Here is a 19,741-nt window from a genome sequence, read left to right on the forward strand (position 1 = left end):
CGGGGTCTCGTCGTCCGTCCGCTTGTGGGTGGGCAGTTTCTACGCGTTACGTTCGCGGCTGCGGGGTCTCGTCGTCCGTCCGCTTGTGGGTGGGCAGTTTCTACGCGTTACGTTCGCGGCTGCGGGGTCTCGTCGTCCGTCCGCTTGTGGGTGGGCAATTTCTACGCGTTACGCTCGCGGTATGGCTCGCCGTCCGTCACGTCCGACGCCGCGGCCCTTGGATGTCGATGCGGTCAGCGCCGTCACGATCGGTACCGCGCTCTGGGGAGTCGCCGCGCTGGTCCTCGCCACCGTCGCCCGCGGCTGGCTCGAGCGGCACGACGACACCTGGTGGATCTGGACCTGCGTCGCCGGGTTCCTGCTCGGTCTGCTCGGCACGTGGCTCGTCCGGCACCGCCGGTCGCGGATCCTCCGAGCCGCCGAGGCCCGCGCCGAACAACCCGCCTCCCGCCCGGCCGACCCTGCCCGCCCGGCCGACGCCGCCAACTCCACCCATCCGGCGGATCCGGTCCCACCGGCCGATCCCGTGGCGTCCCCGGCCCGCGAAGAACCGGCCCGGGAAGAACCCGCCGGGACCTGAGCCCGCCGCCTGTCAGCGAGATGTGCGGAGCCTGACAGCACCGCCGCCGACAGTGGAGTCATGTCATACGCGATCGAGGTCGAAGGCCTCGTCAAGCGGTTCGGGGCGACCACCGCACTCGACGGTGTGGAACTCACCGTTCCGACCGGAACGATCCTCGGCCTGCTCGGCCCCAACGGGGCCGGCAAGACCACCGCGGTTCGCGTCCTGGCCACGCTCCTCCAGCCCGACGCGGGTTCGGCCCGCGTCTGCGGCTACGACGTCGTCCACCAGGCCGCGGCGGTCCGATCGCGGATCGCGCTCACCGGCCAGTACGCCTCGGTGGACGAGGACCTCAGCGGCACCGAGAACCTGGTCATGCTGGCCCGCCTGCTCGGTCACTCGCGCCGGGACTCCAAGGCGACGGCGGCCGGGCTGCTGAGCCGGTTCGGGCTGGCCGACGCGGGCGGCCGGTCGGTGACGACGTACTCCGGCGGCATGCGGCGGCGGCTCGACCTCGCGGCCGGCCTGGTCGGCGACCCGGACGTGCTCTACCTCGACGAGCCGACCACCGGCCTCGACCCGCGCAGCCGCGGCGAGGTCTGGGACACGATCCGTGGGCTGGTCGCCGACGGGGTCACCGTGCTGCTCACCACCCAGTACCTGGACGAGGCCGACCAGCTGGCCGACTCGATCGCGGTGATCGACCGCGGCCGTCTCATCGCCACCGGAACGCCCGACGAGCTCAAGTCACAGGTCGGGGAACAGACGATCGAGGTGCGTCCGATGGACCCGGAACGGCTGGAGGAGGTCGCGGCGATCGTCGCCGCGGTCACCCGGGTCGAGCCGGCCCGCAACGTGGCCCGCACGCTGGTCACCGCGCCGGTCGCCGAGCCGGCCATGCTCGCCGACGTCGTCCGCCGGCTCGACGACGCCGGGATCCTGGCCGGTGAACTCGGCCTGCGCCGGGCCAGTCTCGACGAGGTCTTCCTGACGCTGACCGGCCATCCCGCCGACGAGGAGAACGCCGGAGGGGAGAAGGTCGCATGACCACGCTGACCGCGCCGGTCCGACCGGCCGCACACCGGAGCGGGCATCGGCCCCCGGTCCGGATCGGGCCGATCCGGACGATCAGCCAGGGCTTCACGCTGGCCTGGCGCAGCCTGCTCAAGATCAAGCACTCGCCGGAGCAACTGCTCGACCTGACGCTGCAGCCGATCGTCTTCGTCGTGCTCTTCGTCTACCTGTTCGGCGGCGCGATCGCCGGTGACCAGCACGTCTACCTGCAGTTCGTGCTGCCGGGCATCCTGGTCCAGACGATCGCTTTCGCCAGCCTGGGTATCGGTACGGGCCTCTCGACCGACCTGCGGACCGGCGTCTTCGACCGGTTCCGGGCGATGCCGATCGCGCGTTCGGCGCCGCTGCTCGGCGCGGTCCTCGGAGACCTGTTCCGGTACGTCGTGTCGGTGGCGATCGTGCTCGGTTTCGGGGCACTGATCGGCTTCCGGATCCAGAACGACCTGCTCTCGACGCTGGCCGCGTGCGGGCTGGTCCTGTTGTTCGCGTTCGGCCTGTCGTGGCCGATCGCGCTGCTCGGGCTCCTGCTCAAGAACCCGCGGACCGTGCAGGGCGTCGGCGCGTCGCTGATGTTCCCGCTGACGTTCGGCAGCAACCTGCTCGTCGAGACGTCGACGCTGCCGGGCTGGCTGCAGGCCTGGGTGAAGATCAACCCGGTGACGTTCGTGGTCGAGGCCACCCGCGGCCTGCTGCTGGGTCAGGGCGCGATCGCCGCACCGGCGATCAAAGCGCTGATCTCGATCGCGGTGCTGTGCGTCGTGTTCATCCCGCTGTCGCTGGCGGTGTATCGACGGCGGACGTGAGCCGCCGGTGAGCGGCCTTCGGGATCTCGTCCCGGGGGATCTGCTCACCCTCGCGGTAGCGCCGCTCGAACTGCGCCTCGCCGATCGCCTCGCAGATGCCCGACCGGGTCCGCTTCACGTCCGGGCTGCCCAGGTCGGGCAGCCCACGGATCGCGGCGGCGGCACCGATCAGCAGGGCGGCGCCGTCCGGGTCGCCGAGCGCGAGCACCACCGCGGCCGTCGCGTCGACCGCGCCGCCGAGAATCGGCGAGTCGCGGGCCTCGTCGGCGACGTCCAGTGCCTCGTGGGCGTGCTCGGCCGCCGAGGCGACCTTCCCGACGTCCAGCAGGACGTAGCAGTAGTCGGCGAGCAGCAGCGACTTGATCTGCGGCGGCCCGTACGGGTTGAGCCGGTAGTACGCGAGCTCGGCGGTCAGTATCTCGGCCGCCTTCTCGACCTCGCCGAACAGCCGGAATACCGATCCCTCGATCGCGCTGAGGAATCCCCGCACGTTCGCGTCCTCGCCGAGGGCCTCGAACGTCTGCCCGGCCTGTTCGATGTAGTTGAACGCCCGTTCCCGGTCGCCGACCCGGGCCCACTCCAGCGCGAGCCAGAGCAGCACCCGCGGGCGGTCGTCGAGCCCCTGCAGCTCGGTGAGCAGCTGGTCGGCCTCCTCCAGCGCGTCGATCGCACCGGCGTGGTCGCCGCGCAGCGCCTTGATGCTGGCGAGCGCGCCCAGCGCGGCGCCGCGGCCCCAGCGGTCGCCGATCGCGGTGAACTCGCTCCGGGCCTGATCGAGCAGCGGTTCGACGGCCAGCAGATCGCCGTTGTTCTCCCGCAGCTGGGCCTCGAGGAACAGCGAGAGCGCCCGGATCCACGGATCGTCGCTGCCCCGGGCCCGGAGCAGTGACGGGAGCACCCGCTCGTTCTCGTCGGACAGGAACGCCAGGATGGTGTCGGCCAGCACCAGCACCGGGTGCGCGTTCGGCTCGCGGGCGAACGGCGCGATCTCGGCCGCGATGCGCTTGGCCCGGGCCTGCGCGGCCTCGTAGTCCTCGCCCATGCCGATGTCGGCCAACCCGGCGAACGCGATGATGACCGCCCGGTCGACCGGGTCGACGTCGCCCGCCAGCGGCAGCACGGCCTTGGTCCAGCGGGACACCTCGTGATGGGCGCCCCGTAGCGCCAGGTACCAGGTGAGCCCGGCGACGATGTGGATCGCGGGAGCCGCGCGTCCCTGGTCGACCGCCCAGCGCAGGGCGGCGGAGATGTTCTCGTACTCGACCGTCAGCCGGGCGGTCCACTCCGCCTGCTCGACCGTGCGGAGCTTGGGCTCGGCCTCCTGCACGAACGCCTCGTAGTAGGTCAGCAGCGTGTCGCGGACGGCGTCGAGCTCACCGGCGTCTTCGAGGCGTTCGGTGCCGTACGCGCGGACGGTCTCGAGCATGCGGTAGCGCGGTGGCGTCTCGCCGTCGGTCACCTCGACGAGCGACTTGTCGACCAGCGACGCGAGCGTGTCGAGCACGTCACCGGCCGGGAGCACGGCGTTGTCGGCGCACACCTGCTCGGCCGCCTCCAGCGACGCGCCGGCCGGGAAGATCGACAGGCGCCGCCAGAGCGCCTGCTCGCGCACGTTGAGCAGGTCCCAGCTCCAGGCGACGACCCCGCGCAGCGTCTGGTGGCGGGGGAGCGCGGTGCGGCTACCGCCGGTGAGCAGCCGGAACCGGTCACTGAGGCGGGCGGCGAGCTGCTCCGGGGTGAGCGATCGGAGCCGGGCGGCGGCCAGCTCGAGCGCGAGCGGCATCCCGTCGAGGCGGCGGCAGATCTCGACCACCGCGTCGACGTTCTTCGGATCCAGCGCGAACCCGGGACGCACCGCGGCCGCGCGGTCCACCAGGAGCTGCACGGCCGGGTAACGCGCGGCCTGGGCCGGCGTCACCTTGCCGTCGGGCGGGAGCGCGAGGCTCGGCACCGGATGCAGGTGTTCACCGGGGACGCCGAGCGGCTCCCGGCTGGTGGCCAGGATCCGCAGTTCCGGGCAGTCGAGCAGGAGCGAGTGGGCCAGCTCGGCGACGGCGGAGATCAGGTGCTCGCAGTTGTCGAGGACCAGCAGCGTCGGACCGGCGCTCAGCGACTTCGTCACGAGGATCATCACGTCCTGCGGCGGCGGCGAGTCGACGCGGTCCAGCATGCTGGCCTGACGGCGGCCGAGCGTGTTCAGGATCGTCTGCGGGACCTCACCGCCGTCGCCGACCGGGGCGAGGCCCACCATCCAGACGCCGCCGGGGCTGCGGTCGGCGAGCCGGGCCCCTGACTCCTCGGCGAGCCGGGTCTTGCCGGCGCCACCGGGGCCGATCAGCGTCACCAGCCGTTCGGCCGAGAGCAGGTCGGCGACTTCGGCGAGCTCGTTGCGGCGGCCGACGAAGCTGGTGAGCTGCGGACGCAGGTTGTTGCGCATGACCGGCGCCGGGGCCGGGGCGGCCTTGGGGGATGGCTTCTGGGGTGTGCGACCGTTCGGAGGGGCGGCCGGGGTGGGGCTGCCGAGCACGGTGGCGTGGGCACCGGCCAGCACCGGACCCGGGTCCATGCCGAGCTCGTCGGCGAGCCGCCGCCGGATCCGGTCGTAGACGGCCAGCGCCTCGGCCTGCCGTGACAATCCGTTGAGTGCCAGCATCAGCTGAGCGTGCGGACGCTCGCGCAGGCGGTGCTCGGCGGTGAGCTCCTCGAGCTCCCGGACGACGTCGGCGGGGTGGCCGAGCGCGAGGTCGGCGTGGATCCGGTCTTCCAGCGCTCCCAGCCGGGCGCTCTCCAGCCGGGTCGCGGCCGCCTCGCGGAACGGGGCGTCACCGACGTCGGCCAGCGCCGGGCCGCGCCAGAGTGCGAGCGCCTCACGCAGGGTCGCGGCGGCGCCGACCGCGTCGCCGCCCTCCAGCGACCGGCGCCCGGCGGTGGCGAGCCGTTCGAATTGCAGCGCGTCGACGGCGTCGGGGGCGAGCGTGACCCGGTACCCGGCCGGGAGCGACTCGATCAGGCCTTCGGGCAGCGTCCGGCGCAGGCGGCTGACCAGGGACTGCAGGGCGTTGACGGCTCCGGAGGGCGGGTCGTCGCCCCAGACCGCGTCGACGAGCGCGCCGACCGTGACCAGGCGTCCGGCGTCCAGGGCGAGGCGGGCGAGGACAGCACGCAGCCGCTGGCCACCGACCGGGACGCGGACGTCGCCATCCGAGACCTCGACTGCGCCGAGCAGCCCGATTCGCACCGTGTAAACACCTCCGCCGTCCCGACCATTCTCCGCCCACCATCACGTCGGACGCGACGGAGTTCGCTCGGCGCGCAGTGTGATCAGGGACGGCGGGGGTCGGTCCGCCGCCGCGGACGGACGATGTTCACCGAACCGACCGAGCCCGCCGGACTCACCGGCCCGACCGTACCCGCCCGCTCCTCCTCGGCCGCGCCGGACTCGTCCGCGCCGGACCCAGCCGCGCCGACTTCGGTCGCGCCGGACCCAGCCGCGCTGGACCCAGCCGCGCCGGACTCAGCCCCGCCGACCTCGGCCGCGCCCGACACGGCACCGGACGGGGCCGCACCCGACGGGGCCGCACCGGATTGGGCCGCGCGGCGGCGCCGGGCGCGTACCACCCACCACACCACCAGCAGCACCGCGAGCACGAGGATGCCGGTGTTGCCCATGACCTCCTCGACCCGGTGGTACTGGTCGGCCGCGACGAACCCCAGCACCGGGCAGCCGATGCCCCACAACAGGCACCCCGCGAAGCTCGCCCCGAGAAACGCCGGGTACGGCATCAGCGACACCCCGGCCGCCCCCGGGGTCACCGTCCGCAAGAAGGGCAGGAACCGGCTGGCGACCACCACGAGCCACCCGTGCCGCCGGAGCGTAGCGCCGGCGCGGTCGACCTGAGCCCGGCGACGGCGCAGGAACCGGCCCTCGAGCAGCGACGGACCGAATCGCCGCCCGAGCAGGTAACCGGTCGAGTCCCCGAGCCAGGCCGAGACCGCCACCAGCGGAATCACCCACGCCAGCGACACCTGGTGTTGTGCGGCGAGCACGCCGGAGACGATCGCCGCGGTCTCGCCGGGCAGGAACATTCCGAGCAGCACCGCGGTCTCGGCGAACACGACCGCAATGATCAGGGCGTAGAGAACCGGGGCGCGAAGGTCGGTCACCAGAGAGACGACCGTGTCCATTCAGTCCTCCTTCGCACCGCCGGACGCCGTTACCAGCGTCCGGCGGCAGGTGCCCTTCGGCAAGGCGTTTATCCGTTGTTCAACCGACTGGGACGGGTTCGCGCTGCTCCTCCGGGCGCGGCGGAGTGACCGGCTCCTCGGCGGGCTCCACCGTGAGGTGCGGCAGACGACGGTCCAGCCACTTCGGAATCCACCAGTTGCTCTTGCCGAACCAGTGCATCAGCGCTGGTACGAGCAGCGTCCGGAGGATGAACGCGTCGATGAAGACGGCGCTCGACAACCCGATGCCGAACTCGGCGATCACGCGCTGACCCTCGAAGATGAACGCGCCGAAGACGAAGATCATGATCGTCGCGGCGGCCGTGATCACCCGCCCGGTGCTGGCCTGCCCGATGGTCACCGCCCGGCGGTTGTCTCCGGTGTGGACCCACTCCTCGTGCATCCGGCTGACCAGGAACACCTGGTAGTCCATCGACAGGCCGAACAGGATCGCCAGCATCATCACCGGCAGGAACGCCTCCACCGGGCCGGCCGCGCCGATGTTCAGCGCGTCCGCGCCCCAGCCCCACTGGAACACCGCGACGATGACGCCGAACGACGCGGCCGCCGCCAGCACGTTCATCACGGCTGCGGTCAGCGGCACCAGCAGGCTGCGGAACGCGACCATCAGGAGCAGGAAGCCCAGCGCGATGATCACGCCGAGGAACAGCGGCAGTTTGCCGGTGAGCACGTCGGCGAAGTCGTCGAAGATGGCCGTCGAGCCACCCACGTAGACCTGGATCGTGTTGCCCTCTTCGATGTCGGGCACCACGTCCTCGCGGAGGTGGGTGATCAGGTTGCTGGTCTCTTCCGACTGCGGCGACGTGGTCGGAATCACCTGGACGATGCCGACGTCGGCGCCGGGCTGGGTCGGGAGCGCGACGACCGCGGCCACGCCGTCCTCTTTGCGGACCCGCTCGACCAGTTCGTTCAGCGCCGCCGTGTCACCCGGCGACTTCAGTTCGGCGACCAGCTGCAGCGGGCCGTTGCTGCCCGGCCCGAACCCGTCGGCGAGCAGGTCGTAGGCCTTGCGGGTGGTCGAGTCGGCCGGGTCGTTGCCCTGGTCGGACGAGCCGAGCCGGAGCGAGAGCGTCGGGACCGAGAGCACCGCGATCAGCAGCACCGCGATACCGGCCAGCATCCGCGGACGCCGCTCGACGATCCGGGCCCAGCGCGCCCAGAAGCCGCGGGTGTGGGCGTCGTACGGGCCCTCGGCGGCCAGGCGCCTGCGCTCGCGGCGGGAGAGCACACGCATCCCGAAGAACCCGAGTAGTGCCGGTAGCAGCGTCACCGCGCTCGCGACCGAGAACAGTACGACCAGGGACGCCGCGACGCCGATGCCGGTGAGGAACGACAGGTTCAGCACCAGCATGCCGAGCAGTGCGATGCAGACCGTGATGCCGGCGAACACCACCGCGCGGCCGGACGTGTTCAGTGCCCGGACCGCGGATTCCTCGACCGACAACCCGGCCATCAGCCCGTTGCGATGCCTGGTGACGACGAACAACGCGTAGTCGATGCCGACGCCCAGGCCGATCAGCGCGGCCACGGTCGGTGCGATCGTGCCGATCGTCATCACGTGGCTGAGCAGGATGATCGACGAGGTACCGACCGCCAGCGCGAGCACGGCCGTGATCAGCGGGATCACCATCGCGAGCAGCGACCCGAACGCGATCACCAGGATGACGGCGGCCGCCGCGATGCCGTACGCCTCGGAACTGCCCGGCGGAGCCTGGTTGACCTGCTGGATCGCGTTGCCGCCGAGCTCGACGTCGAGCCCGTCGGTACGGGCCTTCTCGGCCAGCGTGATCACGTGGTCGACGTCGTCGAGGTTGAGATCGTCGAGCTGGCCCTTGAACGTCACGGTCGCGTACGCGGTCTTGCCGTCCTGGCTGATCTGCGTCGCGCCCTCAGGCGTGTACGGGCTGGTCACGGACGCCACGGACGAGGCGCCGGACACCTGGGCGAGCATGCCGTTGATGCGGTCGGTGACGTCGGCGTCCTTGACCGAGCCGCTGTCGGTGTGCCAGACGATCGTGTCGGACTCGCCGGCGACGTCCGGGAAGGCCTTCTGGAGCAGGTCCAGCGCCTTGGTCGATTCAGTACCTGGTAAAGCGAAGCTATCGTTGTAACCGTTCCCGGCTGCCGTTCCCGCGGCGCCGAGGCCTAGCAAGGCCACGACCCAGAGGACCACCACGACGATTCGATGGCGGTAACACCACCTGGCCAGTCCGGCCATGAGTCTCACCCCGCTGCTAATTAATCGATCGGTCGGTTAAATACTAGGGGTAGCTTAGGAAGCGGTGTCAACCGCGGGGTGGTCGCCGTCACGTGGATTTCACAGACCTGTCCGTGGGGACAGGAAGTTCGTACTCTTGGAGCCCGGGGCAGGCAGTGGAGAGGAGCGCAACGTGGCGCGTACGGCTGGAAGTACGGCCGAGGGCACCCGGCAGCGGATCCTCGACGCCGCGACGGAGCTGTTCGAGCAGCGCGGATTCGCCGGTACGTCCATTCGGGACCTGGCGGTACGGGTCGGGATGACGAAGGCCGCGCTGTACTACCACTTCCCGTCGAAGGAAGAGGTGCTCGCGGCGCTGATCAGGCCGTTCCTCGACGACATGGACCGGATCATCACGGCGACCGCGGCCGGGCAGTGGTCTCGGGCCGAGCTCATCAAGCGGCTGATCGTGCAGATGAACGACCGCGGCGAGTTCATCACCGCGATGCTGAGCGACCCGTCGGTCAAGCACGCGATGTTCGAGCAGCTCGGCATGGCGAACCGGATCGCGTCGCTACTGCGGGTGCTGGCCGGATCCGACGACCCGGCCGCGCTGCTGCGCGGCCGGTGCGCGATGGGCGCGCTGATGTCCGGCCTGATCGGCCACGACGAGCACGACCCGCCCGCCGGCCTCCGCCGGCTGTCTCCCGAAGACCAGAACGTCATCTGCGCCGCCGTCCTAGCCGTCCTCTCCTCGGACTCGGAGGGCGGCCCGCCGAGGGCGGCGCTGACAGGAGAGCGCGCCTCCTTGTGACAGCAAGCCCGAGGTCACGGCGTCGGCGCGCTCGACTGCCGGCGCCGCCCTGGGCGGGCTCCACGTCAGAACGACGCGTGGTCGCGGTCGCGCGTCAGTCCACGTCCGGCTGGGGCTTCGGGGCGGCTTCGGCGGCGGGGAGGGTCTTGGCGACCTCGTCGAAGGCGTCGGACACCAGGGCGAAGGCCTCGCGGAGGAGGTCTTCGCCGATCACCAGCGGCGGCAGGAAACGGAGTACGTTGCCGTAGGTGCCGCAGCTCAGCGTGACGAGCCCCCGCTGGTGGCAGGCCTTGTTGACCGCACCGGCCAGCTGCGGCGCCGGGGTCGTCGTCCCCGGCTCGACGAGCTCGACCGCGAGCATCGCCCCGCGTCCGCGCACGTTTCCGACCCAGTCGTGGCGCTCGGCGATCGCGTCCAGGGTCGGCCGCACGAGTTCGTCGATCCGGCGCGCCTTCCCGGGCAGGTCGCCGGTCTCGATCGTCTCGATGGCGGCGAGTGCGGCCGCGCACGCGACCGGGTTACCGCCGTAGGTGCCACCGAGGCCACCGGCGTGGGCGGCGTCCATGATCTCGGCCCGGCCGGTGACACCGGCCAGCGGCATTCCGCCCGCGATGCCCTTCGCGGTCGTGACCAGGTCGGGAACGATCCCCTCGGACTCGCACGCGAACAGGTTCCCGGTGCGTCCGAAGCCGGTCTGGATCTCGTCCGCGACGAACACGATGCCGTTCGCCGTGCAGTACTCGGCCAGCGCACCCAGGAACCCCGGTGCGGGTTCGATGAACCCACCCTCACCCTGGATCGGCTCGATCACCAGCGCGGCGACGTTCTGCGCTCCGACCTGCTTGTCGAGGACGCTCAACGCGCGGGCGGCCGCGGCCGGGCCGGACGGGTCGAGACCTTCGGCCGCGTCCCGGTACGGATACGACATCGGCAGCCGGTACACCTCGGGGGCGAACGGCCCGAACGAGTGCTTGTACGGCATGTTCTTCGCGGTCAGCGCCATCGTCAGGTTCGTCCGGCCGTGGTAACCGTGGTCGAACACGACGACGGCCTGACGCTTGGTGTGGGCGCGGGCGATCTTCACCGCGTTCTCCACCGCCTCGGCGCCGGAGTTGAACAGCGCCGAGCGCTTCTCGAAGTCGCCGGGCATCAGGCGGTTGAGCGCCTCGCAAACCGCGACGTAACCCTCGTACGGCGTCACCATGAAGCAGGTGTGGGTGAACGCGGCGGCCTGGGCCGCCACCGCGGACGCGACCGCCGGGTTGGCGTTGCCGACGTTGGTGACCGCGATGCCGGCGCCGAGATCGATGAGGTGGTTGCCGTCGACGTCCACGACGATGCCGCCGCCGGCCGCCGCGACGAACACCGGCAGCGTGATGCTGACACCCTGCGCGACCGCGGCGTTCCTCCTCGCGAGCAGTTCCTGCGAGCGCGGGCCGGGGATCGCGGTGACGAGCCTGCGCTCCTGCGGGACAGCGCTGGCGCCCGCTGGGGTGACGGTCGAGGTCATCGGTCCTCCAAGAGGCGCTGTTCGCGTGGTTAATGCGGGCCACGACTTGCGAATCCGCAGTATTGCACGCAGGTGGCGACGGATCGAGTGGTGTGCGTACCGTGAGGTGGCCGTTCCCATCGTGCCGCAGCCCGCCCGTCCTCGGAAGGGGCGTGCACCAGATGGCGGTAACGGGCGAGCGCCGATACCGCCACCTGCCGCAACGGTCAGTGCTTGCGCAGGCCGGGGACGACGATCTCGATCAGCTCGATGTCGTCGGCGCGGCCGGTGATCCGGCCGTCGTTGCCGGGAAAGTTGTTGTCGTTGGTGACGAACACCCGGTCGCCGCCCAGCGGCAGGATCGTCTCCACCGACTGCAGCGGGAACGAGTACGTCGGCCCGACCCCGAACTCACCCGTCCGTGCCGGGGACGTGATCGCGCGCGGGTCGGCGATCCGGAGGAGGTCGGCGATCGTGGTCGACGTCACGTCGCCGGTGGCCGACGCCGTGGAGAGGTCGGCGATCTTGATCTGCTTGACCTTCGCCTCGGCGCCCTCGAAGTTGTCCCGCTCGAGCCAGGCGAGGCGCTTTCCGTCCAGGATCTGGGCGTCGGCGACGCTGAGCGCCGGATCGTCGACCGAGATCGTCCAGGTCTTCCCGGTGTACTTGTTCTTCCGGATGTCGAACTCGTACACGGTGCGCCTGCTCTTGTCGGTCTCGGCGACTTTCGCGCCCTCCAGGATCGGGTAGAGCATGCGCCCGTCGGTGGAGATCGCCATCGCCTCGAAGCCGGACGACGCGTTGACGCTCGGCGCTTCGCCGGCCCCGAGGTCGGGCGACTGCGGCGACTTCGTGCCGTCGGCCAGCGGCACCGGGGCCTGCAGCACCTTGCCGGTCTTGTCGACCTCGACCAGGAACGGGCCGAACTCGTCGCCGATCCACAGGTTGCCGTTGGCGTCCCGCTGCAGCGACTCGATGTCGAAGTCGGCGCCGGTCAGCAGACGGCTCTTCGTCGACTCGTTGACGATGGGGAACGGGATCTTGTGGTCGGGGTCGCGGAAGCTGAGGAACCCGTCGATCGAGACCGGCGCGAGCTCGGACGACTTCGACGGGCCGGTCCGGTAGTGCGGGCGGACGTAGTACGCGCGCAGCAGGAAGTCGGCAGAGTTGGTCTTCGCGCCGAACCCGTTGTCGGGCATCGCGAGCAACTGGCCCTGGCGGTTCCCGGTGACCGCGGCGGAGAAGCCGGGGATCGGCTGGCCGTCGAACGGCGGGGTGACGCCGTTGACCGTGGCGGGGGCGAGCGCGGTGCCGGAGACCGGGCCGGGCTGGTAGTCGGTCGCGGGGATGCCCGCGCGCCCGATCAGCGTGACGTCTCGTACCGGCTTCGGGGAGCGGGCGGCGGCTGGGGTCGCCGTCAGCGCGACCGCGACGAGCATCGCGGCAGCAGGAACGACGAGACGGATGCGCACCGAGGACCTCCAGGATGGTTCGGAAGTGGATCCGAAGCCCGATCTAATCGGTTTCGGCCGAACACAGGATGAATGGTGCGGGATCTCTAAGTTCGCATTAACCGCAGAAGTACCGGTGGCCCGCTCCTGGCACTATCGAGAGGCCTCGCGCGGCCCACGGCTGCGGTCGCGCGAGGGCCACCGCGAGGCCACCGCGAGGGCCGTTCAGCGCAGCAGGATCGCTCCACCGAGAGCGGCGGTGATCAATGACCCGGTCATCACGCCGACGATGAGCACCGGGCGCGGCCGCCCCGGTTTCGGTCCCCGCAGCGCGAGCCAGCGCCGCTCGCCGAAGTAGCACGCCACCACCACGTGCACCCCGACCACGGCCACCGTGACGACCGCCCACCGCAACGGCCAGTGGATCAGCACCCCCCGGGACACGAGCAGGCACACCCCGACCAGCCCGGTCAGCGTCCGGACCCAGGACAGCGCGGTCCGCTCGGCGGCCAGCCCCGGCCCCCGGCGACGCCGCGAACTCACCGATCGCCGCCGACCAGCACCACCGTCAGCAGGACGACCGCACCCACGGCGAGCAGCACTGCGAGTGCCTGCGGGAACCGCGAACCGGGCAGATCGCGTCCGGAGTGCATCTCCTTCTCGACCCGCGCCCACCGGTACGCCGCGTGCACCGCGGTCGCCGCCCCCAACACCAGCAGCACGGCCGCGATCGACGTCCGCAGTACCGGCCGGCCGAGGTCGGGAAGCAGCTGATCGACCGCCAGCCCGCCACCGAGCAGGGCCAGCGCGGTCCGGATCCAGGCCAGGAACGTCCGTTCGTTCGCGAGCGAGAACCGGTAGTCGAGTTCATCCCCCGGCCCGGTAGGTCTGGTGTCATCCGGCCGGCGGATCTGCAGGTCATCCGCCATGGCCGTCCTCCTCGCGCTGCGAGCGGCTCCATCTTCGCACTCGGTCGAACGTCCGGTGTTTGGCGGCCGGGAAAGTGCGGGAACATGGTGCTGGGGAGGGCCACCCGTTCTGCCGGTACTTCGGTGCCGGTGAATCCGCCCGCAAGGGCACGCGGTGGCCTTCTCTTTTTTCGTCCCCGGAATCTGTCAGTTGACAGCCTGCGCCGACACCTGTCAGCATTCTCTGACATATGGAAGAGATTGCCGACCCTACCGGCGACGAGCTGTTGCTGATGCTGAGCGCGCTGGCGAATCCGCATCGGCTCCGCATCGTGGCCGCACTCGCTGCCGGGCGGAACTACGTCAGCCGGCTGGCTCGCGAGATGGGCATGAGCAGGCCGCTACTGCACATGCACCTGCAGCGGCTGGAAGCCGCGGGGTTGGTGTCCGGACATCACGAGGTCTCGGAGGACGGGAAAGCGATGAGGTACATCGAGGTGACGCCGTTCGCGCTTCGGCTGACCCCGCAGCAGATCGCGGTTGCCGCCCGATCGCTCAGCGGTCCCGATGAAGGAGCTCGCTGATGGATTGGCAAACTGCCGCGGTCTCGTGTGCGGCGATCTTCTTCGCCGCGGTGCTCACCTGGCAGATCTTCGCGACCGGCCGGGTCGCCGTGGTCCACGGCATCCGGAAGGAGATCGCGGTCGAGGTGCAGAAGGACAACGCCGAATCACTGGCCGAGTTCCGGGCCGCGATCACCGATCTCGCGGCGGCCCAACGCGAACTCGCCGAGGCGACCGCCGACGTCCGCGCCCGCCTCACGGCGATCGAGAAACTGCTCCGCGAAGTCGGCTGAGCCGTAGCGACGCGGCTGCCACCGCGCCGGAACGCGAAACAGAAGTGGGCCGCCGGGCTGCCACCCGACGACCCACAGCACAGCGGAACTCCCATTCCACTGAAGGAGAGCCATGAACTCCCCGACGAAGTATGCCCGTCCACCGGCCGAAGAAGAGCAGAAGAAGCCCCGACGATCCCGCGCCCGCTGGGGCGCGTGGGGGCTCGTCCTGTTCTGGGTGGTCGTGATGGCCGGCGTCGGCCCGTTCGCGGGCAAGGTGTCCGACGTCGAAGACAACGGCCCGACCGCGTTCCTTCCCCGGGAAGCGCAGTCCACCCGCGTCGCCGAGTCGCTCCAGCGCTTCGGCCAGAGCGATCTGCTCCCCGCCGTGATCGTCTTCGCCCGCGACGGCGGCCTGACCGCCTCCGACCGGGAGACACTCACCGCCGACCGAACCCCGCTGGAAAAGCTCGGCAGCGGCGGTATCGACGGCCCGATCGCGTCCGACGACGGCGCCGCGCTGATGTACGTCGTCCCGGTCAGCAGCGACCACGACCCGCTCGGCGCGGTGGAACGCCTGCGCGAACAGGCCGGAAAGGCCGCGCCGCCGGGCGTGGACGCGCACCTCGCGGGCGCCGCGGGCAACCTGTACGACCAGGTCTCGGTCTTCAGCGACCTGGATTCGACGCTGCTGTTCGCGACCGTCGGCGTGGTCACGGTCCTGCTGTTGCTCACGTACCGCAGCCCGGTGCTGTGGCTGCTTCCGCTGATCGCGGTCGGGTTCGGCAGCCAGCTCGCGACCGCGGTCGTGTACGTGCTGGCCAAACACGCCGACCTGCCGGTGAACGGCCAGAGCGGCGGCATCCTGACCGTGCTGGTGTTCGGCGCCGGTACCGACTACGCGCTGCTGCTGATCGCCCGGTACCGCGAAGAGCTCCGGCGGCACGAGAACCGCTACTCGGCGATGGCGATCGCGCTGCGCCGGACCGTTCCGGCCGTGCTCGCCTCGGCCGGCACGGTGGTGGTCGGGCTGCTGTGCCTGCTCGCCGCCGACCAGAACTCGACCAGGAGCCTCGGCGCCGTCGGCGCGGTCGGGGTCGCGAGCGCCGCACTGGTGATCCTGACCTTGCTCCCGGCTCTGCTCGTCGGGTTCGGCCGATGGGTGTTCTGGCCGCTGGTGCCCCGGGTCGGCAGTCAGCCGAAGCAGTCCCGGCTGCTCGGCTGGGACACGATCGCGTCCGCGGTCGGACGGCGTCCGCGGCTGCTCTGGACCTCGGCGGTCGTGTTCCTGCTCGCGATGATGGTCGGGCTGACCTCGCTCACGCTCGGCGCCACCGATGCGCAGCAGTACAAGACGCCGCCGGACTCGGTCCGCGGCCAGGAACTGGTCGCGAAGCACTTCCCCGCCGGTTCGACCGAGCCGACCGAAATCGTGGCCGCCTCCGCGGCCGCCGACCGGGTGGTCGCGGCCGCCCGGTCCACGTCCGGCGTGTCGTCGGTGCAGGCCCCGATCCGGTCCCGCGACGGCGATCTGGTCCTGGTACCGGTCACTTTGTCGGACGCTCCGGACAGCGCCGCCGCCGAGCGGACCGTGCAACGGCTCCGCTCCGCTCTGGCCGACGTCCCGCAGGCCGACGCCGCGGTCGGCGGCCGTACCGCGTCGGCGTACGACACCCGGGAGACCGCCGTCCGGGACCGGTGGGTCGTGATCCCGTTGGCGCTGGTGGCGATCACGCTGATCCTGGTCGCGGTGCTGCGCTCGCTGGTCGCCCCGCTGCTGCTGATCGGCACCGTGGTGCTGTCGTACCTGGCGGCGCTCGGCGGCACGGCGCTGATCCTGAAGGGGGTGTTCGGCGTCGACGCGGTCGACTACTCGCTGCCGCTGCTCGGCTTCCTGTTCCTGGTGTCGCTGGGCGTCGACTACAACGTGTTCCTGATGACGCGGGTGCGCGAGGAGGTCGCGGCCCGTGGTCACCGTGAGGGCGTCCTCGCCGGCCTGCGCACGACCGGGGGAGTGATCACCAGCGCCGGGCTGGTCCTCGCGGGCACGTTCGCGGTGTTCCTCGGGATGCCACTGGTCGCGATGTTGGCGATGGGTCTGCTGGTCGCCGTCGGTGTCCTCGTCGACACGCTGGTCGTGCGGACGCTGCTGGTACCCGCGCTGGCGCTGGACCTCGGGCCGGTGATCTGGTGGCCGAGCTGGCTCGGCCGGCCGTGGCGGGTTCGTCGCTGACCGGTCACGGCCACGGGCCGGCGCCCGTGGCCGTGACATGTTGGTAACCAGACCGTGGCAGGCTGGGCGACGTCGCTGGTCAGGTAGGGGGTCGGAATGCTGCTTCGGGTGCGGGTCTCACTGCCGGACCGTCCCGGTGCGCTCGGCGCCGTCACCCGGACCCTGGGTGCGGGCGGTGCCGACATCCTGCAGGTCACCGTGCTCGAGAGCGTGGCCGGGCGGGCGCTGGACGAGTTCACGGTGTCGGTGGCCAACTCGGCCGTCCGCGGGCGGGTCTCGGCCGGCCTCGAAGCCGCGCCGGGCGTCCGGATCGAAGGCATCTGGGAGACGGTCGAGCCGCCGGGCGCGTTCCCGGACCTCGGCGTGCTCTCCCAGGTGGCGACGAACCCGTCGCGGGGCCTGGCGACGCTAGTCGACGCCGCGCCCGCGTTGTTCAGCGCGGAGTGGGCGGCGCTCGTCGAAACGGACCCCGAACCCCGGGTGACCACGGCCAGCTGGCAGGCGCCGGACGACATGGTGCTGCCGGAGCTGACGCCGCTGCGTCCGCGGATCCTCAGCGTTCCCGGCGGCCCGCACCTGGCCGTGACGCCGTTCGACGGCACGTCCACGGCGCTGCTGGTGGCCCGGGTCGAGGCCCCGCCGTTCCACGACGTCGAGCTGACCCGGCTGACCGTGCTGGCCGACATCGTCGGCGCGATCGTCGGCCGGGCCGTCGTCTCGGGGTAGGTAACCCCGCGCAAGGGTCGGGTTTGCGACTCCTGGTTGGACCGCCTACGCAGAGTTGCCTGGTAGGCGCTGTGCGCGCTGTGTTCTTCGCCATGAAATGAATGTCGCCGGGGTGACATCGTTCGTTACCGTCTGCGGTTGAGACTGATGGACGAGTTCACAGCCCTCGGGGGTGTCCCCGGGTAGGGGCTGGGTATTCGACCAGGGCCAGAACCAGTGAAATCCCTGACGCACTCGGGCAGTGTCCGCGAGCACGATGGGCACACGCCGGAAGACGCCGGCCCGGGAATGTCGAGGAGGGGTTCGGATGAGCGTTCTGACACCGACGCTGGACGCGCCGGTACTGCGGCCGCGCCTGGTGCGACGACCGGTCGTGTCAGCACCCGCTCCCGCGCCCGTCCGTGTAACGACTCCGCCGGTCACTGTGGAGCGTCGAGTCGCCAAGCGTTCCGCTGTTCCGACGCTGAGTGAGCGCGCCTGGGTGGTGCTGGCGCACCTCTCCGGTGTGGTGTCGAGCGCGGCCGGTCCGCTGGCGATCGCCCGGATGGCCGGGCAGCGCTCGGCCTACGTCCGCGAACAGGCGCTCGCGGCGGCGAACTTCCAGCTGGCGTTCCTCGCCGCGCTGGCGCCGATGCTGCTGCTCGGCGTCCTCACGTTCGGCCTGGCCGCGTTGTTCGTGGTGCCGCTGGTGCTGGCCTGGGGCCTCACCACGCTGCTGGCCGCGTTCGCCGCGGCCGGTGGCGAGCGCTACCGCTACCCGGTCGGTCTGCCCGTCCTGCACTAGCCGGCCCGAACGGCCCGAACGCACAGCGGCCCCCGAGGGGGGCCGCTGTCGTGTGTTCAGCGCGAGTAGAACTCGACGACCAGCTGCTCGTTGCAGATGACCGGGATCTCGCTGCGCAGCGGGTCACGCAGCACCCGCACGGTCAGCGTGCCGAGCGACACGTCGAGGTACGGGGCCGAGGGGCCGCTGCCGGCATTCGCGCCGGTCGCCGCGACGACGAACGGCGTCAACGTACGGCTGCGCTCGTGCACGGCCACGACGTCGCCCTCTTCGAGCCGGTACGACGGCCGGTCGACCCGGCGGCCGTTGACCGTGATGTGCCGGTGCGTCACGAACTGACGGGCCTGATAGATCGTCTTCGCGAACCCCGCGCGCAGCACGGTCGCGTCGAGGCGACGCTCGAGCAGCGACACGAACACGTCGCCGGTCTTGCCGGGACGCTTGGCCGCCTCGTCGAACACCCGGCGGAGTTGCTTCTCGCCGACGTCGTACTGGAACCGCAGACGCTGCTTCTCCCGCAGCCGCAGCGAGTAGTCGCTCTGCTGACGACGACGCCGACCGTGGTCGCCCGGCGGGTAAGGGCGCTTCTCGAAGTACTGGACGCACTTCGGCGTGAGCGGAATCCCCAGCGCTCGGGACAGACGGACCTTCGGCCGGGACTTGTTCATTGATCACCCTCCTGCATTACGGTTAGGCTGCACTAACTAAGGTGAGCCTAACCGAAACTGGAGGCCCGATGGAACCGACTCCGGCGGAGATCGCCCGTACGCTGGCGGCCGGCCACCTGCCGGCCCGGGTCCGCACCGACTGCGGCCTCGACGGCCGCCCCGTGACCGAGTTCGCGGTGACCCACGTCACCGACCGGATGGGCCGCGTCCTCCTGCTGCTGGCCGAGGACAGCCCGGTCGACCGCGCGCTCCGCCCGGTGGCCGCCGACGGCGACGCGGTGGCGCAGCTGCTGATCGCCGACCGGCAGCCGGTACCCAGCAGCCCGTGGCACGGCCGGATCACGATGTCCGGCTGGGCGACCCGCCTGTCCGGCGTCTCGTCCCACCGGGCGGCGATGGACTTCGCCGAGGTCAGCCCCGTCGGCGAGCTGCTCGACGTCGGCCGCGGCAGCGTTCTCTACCGGCTCGACCTCGCCGAGATCGAGTGGGCCACCCCCGGCTACGACGCCCCCGGCACCGAGCCCGACGGCCTCCGTCGCGTCGATGTCGACGTCGACGCCTTCCTGGACGCCGAGCCCGATCCGTTCGGAGCCGACGAGCAGAAGCTGCTGGCCGACCTGGCCGACCACCACGAGGACCTGCTCTCCGAGCTCTGTGCCCAGGCCAGGGAAACCGCGATTCCCGGGGCCGACAGCGCCCGGGCATTGCGCCTCGACCGTTACGGGCTGACGCTCGGCGTCGACGTGGACGGTGAGGAACGCTGGATCCGGGCCGGTTTCCGCCACCCGATCGCCGACCTGCGCGAGCTGGCCGAGGTGTTCCACCTGCTCGCCTGCTGCCGTTGCCGTCCGGAGTCGCACCAGCACACCCCGGAGACGCACGCCCACTGATTGTTTACGGAATGTCCACTCCAGTCCGGGCATGCGTTCCTTACGCCCGAAGCCATCGCGGC

18 protein-coding genes are annotated in these 19,741 nt (G+C 71.1%); 10 read left to right on the forward strand and 8 right to left on the reverse strand.

Features of this window, described 5'->3' with window-relative positions; translation table 11 throughout:
• Nucleotides 1–181: 181 nt before the first annotated feature.
• The 3 genes from ACIBZJ_RS32510 to ACIBZJ_RS32520 are packed head-to-tail and all read left to right on the forward strand — an operon-like array spanning nt 182 to nt 2,439.
• Nucleotides 182–580, forward strand: coding sequence for a DUF2530 domain-containing protein (locus ACIBZJ_RS32510; RefSeq protein ID WP_395936472.1), 399 nt, complete (start codon nt 182–184; stop codon nt 578–580).
• A gap of 60 nt (nt 581–640) precedes the next feature.
• Nucleotides 641–1,609, forward strand: a complete 969-nt coding sequence (locus tag ACIBZJ_RS32515; protein WP_395936474.1) for an ATP-binding cassette domain-containing protein — start codon at nt 641–643, stop codon at nt 1,607–1,609.
• The gene (locus ACIBZJ_RS32520) at nt 1,606–2,439 is read left to right on the forward strand and encodes an ABC transporter permease (RefSeq protein WP_395936476.1); all 834 of its coding nucleotides are present in this window, start codon (nt 1,606–1,608) and stop codon (nt 2,437–2,439) included. Before ACIBZJ_RS32515 ends, ACIBZJ_RS32520 begins: the two co-directional genes overlap by 4 nt.
• On the opposite strand, the gene ACIBZJ_RS32525 is transcribed toward ACIBZJ_RS32520, so the two are convergent.
• The 3 genes from ACIBZJ_RS32525 to ACIBZJ_RS32535 form a co-directional block, all read right to left on the reverse strand.
• Nucleotides 2,399–5,677, reverse strand: a complete 3,279-nt coding sequence (locus ACIBZJ_RS32525) for a BTAD domain-containing putative transcriptional regulator (RefSeq protein WP_395936478.1) — start codon at nt 5,675–5,677, stop codon at nt 2,399–2,401. The two genes, ACIBZJ_RS32520 and ACIBZJ_RS32525, sit on opposite strands and share 41 nt — an antisense overlap.
• 83 nt (nt 5,678–5,760) lie before the next feature.
• Entirely contained in the window at nt 5,761–6,624 is an 864-nt protein-coding gene (locus tag ACIBZJ_RS32530) for a DedA family protein (protein WP_395936480.1), read from the reverse strand.
• 79 nt (nt 6,625–6,703) lie between these two features.
• Entirely contained in the window at nt 6,704–8,902 is a 2,199-nt protein-coding gene (locus tag ACIBZJ_RS32535) for an MMPL family transporter (RefSeq protein ID WP_395936482.1), read from the reverse strand.
• Nucleotides 8,903–9,074: 172 nt separating this feature from the next.
• Here ACIBZJ_RS32535 and ACIBZJ_RS32540 point away from each other — a divergent pair, with 172 nt between their 5' ends.
• The gene (locus tag ACIBZJ_RS32540; protein ID WP_395936484.1) at nt 9,075–9,695 is read left to right on the forward strand and encodes a TetR/AcrR family transcriptional regulator; all 621 of its coding nucleotides are present in this window, start codon (nt 9,075–9,077) and stop codon (nt 9,693–9,695) included.
• A gap of 94 nt (nt 9,696–9,789) precedes the next feature.
• On the opposite strand, the gene gabT is transcribed toward ACIBZJ_RS32540, so the two are convergent.
• The 4 genes from gabT to ACIBZJ_RS32560 all read right to left on the reverse strand — a co-directional run bounded on the left by gabT (nt 9,790) and on the right by ACIBZJ_RS32560 (nt 13,564).
• Nucleotides 9,790–11,205 (reverse strand): 4-aminobutyrate--2-oxoglutarate transaminase, encoded by a 1,416-nt coding sequence (gene gabT, locus ACIBZJ_RS32545; protein WP_395936486.1) that lies wholly within the window; start codon nt 11,203–11,205, stop codon nt 9,790–9,792.
• A 206-nt stretch (nt 11,206–11,411) separates the two neighbouring features.
• On the reverse strand, nt 11,412–12,656 hold the full coding sequence (locus ACIBZJ_RS32550) for an esterase-like activity of phytase family protein (RefSeq protein ID WP_395936488.1): 1,245 nt from the start codon (nt 12,654–12,656) through the stop codon (nt 11,412–11,414).
• 204 nt (nt 12,657–12,860) lie between these two features.
• Entirely contained in the window at nt 12,861–13,178 is a 318-nt protein-coding gene (locus ACIBZJ_RS32555) for a DUF202 domain-containing protein (protein WP_395936489.1), read from the reverse strand.
• Nucleotides 13,175–13,564 (reverse strand): YidH family protein, encoded by a 390-nt coding sequence (locus ACIBZJ_RS32560; protein WP_395936490.1) that lies wholly within the window; start codon nt 13,562–13,564, stop codon nt 13,175–13,177. The genes ACIBZJ_RS32555 and ACIBZJ_RS32560 overlap by 4 nt, the downstream gene beginning before the upstream one ends.
• Before the next feature lie 230 nt (nt 13,565–13,794).
• On the opposite strand from ACIBZJ_RS32560, the gene ACIBZJ_RS32565 reads away from it, so the two are divergent.
• From ACIBZJ_RS32565 to ACIBZJ_RS32585, 5 genes are all read left to right on the forward strand, one after another.
• Entirely contained in the window at nt 13,795–14,127 is a 333-nt protein-coding gene (locus ACIBZJ_RS32565; RefSeq protein ID WP_395936492.1) for an ArsR/SmtB family transcription factor, read from the forward strand.
• The gene (locus tag ACIBZJ_RS32570) at nt 14,127–14,399 is read left to right on the forward strand and encodes a hypothetical protein (RefSeq protein ID WP_395936494.1); all 273 of its coding nucleotides are present in this window, start codon (nt 14,127–14,129) and stop codon (nt 14,397–14,399) included. The genes ACIBZJ_RS32565 and ACIBZJ_RS32570 overlap by 1 nt, the downstream gene beginning before the upstream one ends.
• A gap of 112 nt (nt 14,400–14,511) precedes the next feature.
• Nucleotides 14,512–16,611 (forward strand): MMPL family transporter, encoded by a 2,100-nt coding sequence (locus tag ACIBZJ_RS32575; RefSeq protein ID WP_395936496.1) that lies wholly within the window; start codon nt 14,512–14,514, stop codon nt 16,609–16,611.
• A 96-nt stretch (nt 16,612–16,707) separates the two neighbouring features.
• The gene (locus ACIBZJ_RS32580) at nt 16,708–17,337 is read left to right on the forward strand and encodes an amino acid-binding protein (RefSeq protein WP_395936498.1); all 630 of its coding nucleotides are present in this window, start codon (nt 16,708–16,710) and stop codon (nt 17,335–17,337) included.
• A 307-nt stretch (nt 17,338–17,644) separates the two neighbouring features.
• Nucleotides 17,645–18,121: a DUF4870 domain-containing protein gene (locus ACIBZJ_RS32585; protein ID WP_395936500.1), complete on the forward strand. Its 477-nt coding sequence runs from the start codon at nt 17,645–17,647 to the stop codon at nt 18,119–18,121.
• Between the two features lie 56 nt (nt 18,122–18,177).
• Here the strand turns inward: ACIBZJ_RS32585 and rpsD are convergent, their stop codons facing one another.
• The gene (gene rpsD, locus ACIBZJ_RS32590) at nt 18,178–18,789 is read right to left on the reverse strand and encodes a 30S ribosomal protein S4 (protein ID WP_395936502.1); all 612 of its coding nucleotides are present in this window, start codon (nt 18,787–18,789) and stop codon (nt 18,178–18,180) included.
• Nucleotides 18,790–18,857: 68 nt separating this feature from the next.
• On the opposite strand from rpsD, the gene ACIBZJ_RS32595 reads away from it, so the two are divergent.
• Nucleotides 18,858–19,679, forward strand: coding sequence for a DUF2470 domain-containing protein (locus ACIBZJ_RS32595; RefSeq protein ID WP_395936504.1), 822 nt, complete (start codon nt 18,858–18,860; stop codon nt 19,677–19,679).
• Nucleotides 19,680–19,741: the final 62 nt, after the last annotated feature.

This window comes from Cryptosporangium sp. NPDC051539 (assembly GCF_044454545.1).
Classification (GTDB): Bacteria; Actinomycetota; Actinomycetes; order Mycobacteriales; family Cryptosporangiaceae; genus Cryptosporangium.